The following is a 3,795-nucleotide window of genomic DNA, read 5'->3' as shown; positions in this document are numbered from 1 at the left end:
TGTGCGGTATCGGGCCGGGTACGGATGGCTCGCGATGACGAAGTCTCTGTTCAAGCTCCGTGTGCGGTATCGGGCCGGGTACGGATGGCTCGCGATGACGAAGTCTCTGTTCAAGCTCCGTGTGCGGTATCGGGCCTGGTACGGGGGGCTCGCGATGACGTTGTTCATCACTTAATGGTTTTCCTTGGCGTGGTTGATCGAGTACTTTGGAATCTCGATCACCAGGTTTTTTTGCGCCAGGATGGCTTGGCAGCTCAGACGCGAGTTGGGCTGCAGGCCCCAAGCCTGGTCGAGCAGGTCGTCCTCGTCCTCTTCCGACGGTGCGAGCGACTCGAAGCCTTCGCGCACGATGACGTGGCAGGTGGTGCAGGCACAGCTCATTTCGCAGGCGTGCTCGATGTTGATTTGGTTGTCCAGCAGGGCTTCGCATATGGAGGTACCGGCGGGAGCGGACACCTCGGCGCCTTGGGGGCAGTATTCGGCGTGGGGCAGGATTTTGATGATGGGCATGATTAATTGGGTGGTCTGACCCGCAAAGTTAGATCGTTGCAATATTTTTACCGGCCAGGGCTTTCTGGATGCCACGGTTCATGCGCAGCGCGGCAAAGGCTTCGGTGCCTTTGGCCAGTGCCAGCGTGATGGCCTCGATGGCCTTGGCGTCTTCAAGCGTGCGGGCGGCTTGCACGGCCTGCATCAGGCGGTCGATGTCGGCGCGCTGGGCGACGTCGAGCAAATCTCCATCGGCGGCCAGCGCACTCACGGTGGCCAGAATCATGCGGTCGGCGTCAACACGCGCCTCGGTCACGGCGCGGGCCTGCATGTCGGCCTCGGCGGTGGTGAAGCTCTCCTGCAGCATGCGCGCAACCTGGTCATCGGCCAGGCCGTAGGCGGGCTTGACGGCAATTTGCGCTTCCACGCCACTGCCCTGCTCTCGCGCCGACACACTCAGCAGGCCGTCGGCATCCACGGTAAACGTGACACGAATGCGCGCCGCACCGGCCGCCAGCGGCGGAATGCCGCGCAGCTCAAAGCGTGCCAGGCTGCGGCAGTCGGCCACCAGGTCGCGCTCGCCCTGCACCACATGCAGCGCCAGCGCGGTCTGGCCATCGATGTAGGTGGTGAAGTCCTGCGCGCGGGCGGTGGGAATGGTTTCGTTGCGCAGCACGATGCGCTCCACCAGGCCGCCCATGGTCTCGATACCGAGCGAGAGCGGAATCACATCGAGCAACAGCAGGTCGCCGCCCGGGTTGTTGCCGGCCAGCTGGTTGGCCTGAATGGCCGCGCCCAGCGCCACCACTTCGTCGGGGTTGAGGTTGGTGAGCGGCGCCTGGCCAAAAAATGCTTTCACAGCTTGCTGGATTTGCGGCATGCGGGTGGAGCCGCCCACCATGACCACGCCCTTGACTGCGTCGGCAGCCAGTTTGGCGTCGCGCAGCGCCTTGCGCACGGCTAGCAGGGTGCGCGCGGTAAGCGGCTGGGTGGCTGCGTCGAAGTTCGCGCGGGTCAGAGCCAAGCTGAGTTCAGCGTTGCTCAATTGAGCCTTGAAAGTGGCTGCTGATGCGTCAGTCAAGACTTCCTTGCAAGCGCGTGCCGCGGCCTTCAGGGCGGCTTTGTCGGTGGCATTGGCAGCCGTGGCGCCGGTTTGCGCCAGCACCCAGTCGGTGAGCGCGTGGTCGTAATCGTCGCCGCCCAGGGCCGAGTCGCCACCCGTGGCAACTACCTCGAATACGCCCTGGGTGAGTTTAAGAATGGATATGTCAAACGTGCCACCACCCAGGTCGTAAACCGCGTACACCCCTTCGCTGGCGTTGTCCAGGCCGTAGGCGATGGCCGCTGCGGTGGGCTCGTTGATGAGGCGCAGCACATTCAGACCCGCCAGTTGCGCCGCATCCTTGGTGGCCTGGCGCTGGGCGTCGTCAAAGTAGGCCGGCACCGTGATGACCGCGCCGTACAGATCGGCGTTGAAGGTATCTTCAGCGCGGTAGCGCAGCGTGGCCAGAATGTCGGCACTCACCTCCACCGGGGACTTCTCACCCTGCACGGTTTGCAGACCCAGCATGCCAGGATGTTCAACAAAATGGTAGGGCAGCTTGGCGGCCAGCGCCACGTCTTTCAGGCTGCGTCCCATGAAACGCTTGACCGAGGCGATGGTATTTTCGGGGTCGCCGATGCCACCCACAACGGCATCGTCGCCAATCTGGCGGCCGCCACCGGCCAGGTAGCGCACCACCGACGGCAAAATCACCCGCCCCTTGGCGTCGGGCAGACATTCGGCCACGCCATGGCGAACGCTGGCCACCAGCGAATGTGTGGTGCCCAGGTCGATGCCAATGGCTATGCGGCGCTCGTGCGGGTTGGGCGTTTGCCCGGGTTCGGAGATTTGAAGTAAAGCCATGATGGGTGGAGTGTCAATTTTCTATTCTGTCCAGCCGGTCGTTGACATCTGCGGCAAAGCGCTCGATGAACATCAGCGCCCTGACCTGCGCCACGGCAGCAGCGTAGTCATGCGACTGGTCCAGCAACTGCTCTATTTTAAGAAGTACTTCGCGCTCGGCTTGTCGGCACTGCTGGCTGATCTGCTCGATATCCTGGACACCCTGCGCTTCGTCAAGTTCTTCGCGCCACGCCATTTGCTGCATCAAAAACGTCGCGGGCATGGCGGTGTTGTTCTCGGCATTGACCGCTGCGCCGTGTAATTCGCACAGGTAAGCGGCACGCTTCAACGGGTTTTTCAGGCGCTGGTGGGCTTCGTTGATGCGCACCGACCACTGCATGGCCACGCGCTGGGCCGCCGTGCCCTGGGCTGTGAACTTGTCCGGGTGCACCTGACGCTGCAGGTCTTTCCAGCGCGCGTCCAGCGCGGCCCGGTCCTGGGCAAAACGCCGCTCAAGCCCGAACAGCTCAAAATCGTCAGATTGGAGATTCACACCCGAAAAGACTCGCCGCATCCGCAGCGATCACGTTCTTTGGGGTTGTTGAACCTGAAGCCCTCGTTCAGGCCCTCACGGACAAAGTCGAGTTCGGTACCGTCCAGGTAGGCAAAGCTCTTGGGGTCCACCAGCACCTTGACGCCGAAACCTTCAAACACCATGTCTTCCGCGCCGATCTCGTCGACGTATTCCAGCTTGTAAGCCATGCCGGAACAACCGGTCGTTTTGACACCCAGTCGCACGCCGACGCCCTGACCGCGTTTGGTCAGGTAGCGGGTGATGTGTCGGGAAGCAGCTTCTGTCAGCGTCACAGCCATGATTGATGAATAGGTTTTGTTTATGCGGATTGCGCTTCGACGTGCTTTTGACGGTAGTCGTTGACGGCCGCCTTGATGGCGTCTTCAGCCAAAATCGAACAGTGGATTTTGACAGGTGGCAGGGCCAGTTCTTCGGCAATCTCGCTGTTTTTTAGCAGTGCTGCCTGCTCCAGCGTCTTGCCCTTGACCCATTCAGTCACCAAAGACGACGAGGCAATGGCCGAGCCGCAGCCGTAAGTCTTGAAGCGCGCGTCTTCGATGACACCGGTTTCCGGGTTGACCTTGATCTGCAATTTCATCACGTCGCCACAAGCCGGCGCGCCAACCATGCCGGTGCCTACCGACTCATCGCCCTTGTCAAAAGAGCCCACGTTGCGGGGATGTTCGTAGTGATCTACGACTTTTTCTGAATATGCCATGTTGTTTCTCCACTAAATTCAAACAAAAAATGAAACAGTCTCATTGCGAGCCCCCCGTATCCGGCCCGATACCGCACACGGACCTTGAACAGAGACTTCGTCATCGCGGGCGAAGCGTGGCGATCCATG

The 3,795-nt window shown here is 61.3% G+C and carries 5 protein-coding genes; all 5 read right to left on the bottom strand.

Features of this window, described 5'->3' with window-relative positions; genetic code table 11:
* Nucleotides 1-171: 171 nt before the first annotated feature.
* Genes fdx through iscU form a run of 5 tightly spaced genes read right to left on the bottom strand, consistent with a single transcriptional unit; the run spans nucleotide 172 to nucleotide 3,666 of the window.
* Nucleotides 172-510 (bottom strand): ISC system 2Fe-2S type ferredoxin, encoded by a 339-nt coding sequence (gene fdx / locus IBX54_RS13395; protein WP_296543157.1) that lies wholly within the window; start codon nucleotides 508-510, stop codon nucleotides 172-174.
* A 28-nt stretch (nucleotides 511-538) separates the two neighbouring features.
* The gene (hscA, locus tag IBX54_RS13390) at nucleotides 539-2,395 is read right to left on the bottom strand and encodes a Fe-S protein assembly chaperone HscA (protein WP_296543156.1); all 1,857 of its coding nucleotides are present in this window, start codon (nucleotides 2,393-2,395) and stop codon (nucleotides 539-541) included.
* Between the two features lie 13 nt (nucleotides 2,396-2,408).
* A complete protein-coding gene (gene hscB, locus IBX54_RS13385) occupies nucleotides 2,409-2,927 on the bottom strand; it encodes a Fe-S protein assembly co-chaperone HscB (RefSeq protein WP_296543155.1) in 519 nt (172 codons plus the stop codon).
* Nucleotides 2,924-3,247: an iron-sulfur cluster assembly protein IscA gene (gene iscA / locus IBX54_RS13380; protein WP_296543154.1), complete on the bottom strand. Its 324-nt coding sequence runs from the start codon at nucleotides 3,245-3,247 to the stop codon at nucleotides 2,924-2,926. The genes hscB and iscA overlap by 4 nt, the downstream gene beginning before the upstream one ends.
* 20 nt (nucleotides 3,248-3,267) lie before the next feature.
* Nucleotides 3,268-3,666, bottom strand: coding sequence for a Fe-S cluster assembly scaffold IscU (iscU, locus tag IBX54_RS13375; protein ID WP_296543153.1), 399 nt, complete (start codon nucleotides 3,664-3,666; stop codon nucleotides 3,268-3,270).
* Between the last annotated feature and the right edge of the window lie 129 nt (nucleotides 3,667-3,795).

It is taken from the genome of Rhodoferax sp., assembly GCF_014859475.1.
Lineage (GTDB): Bacteria > Pseudomonadota > Gammaproteobacteria > Burkholderiales > Burkholderiaceae_C > Rhodoferax.
This window is presented reverse-complemented; position numbering and strand designations above follow the sequence as displayed.

Coding starts and splice junctions, on each gene's coding strand:
- fdx (WP_296543157.1), bottom strand. CDS start 510: ATGCCCATCATCAAAATCCTGCCCCACGCCGAATACTGCCCCCAAGGC.
- hscA (WP_296543156.1), bottom strand. CDS start 2,395: ATGGCTTTACTTCAAATCTCCGAACCCGGGCAAACGCCCAACCCGCAC.
- iscA (WP_296543154.1), bottom strand. CDS start 3,247: ATGGCTGTGACGCTGACAGAAGCTGCTTCCCGACACATCACCCGCTAC.
- iscU (WP_296543153.1), bottom strand. CDS start 3,666: ATGGCATATTCAGAAAAAGTCGTAGATCACTACGAACATCCCCGCAAC.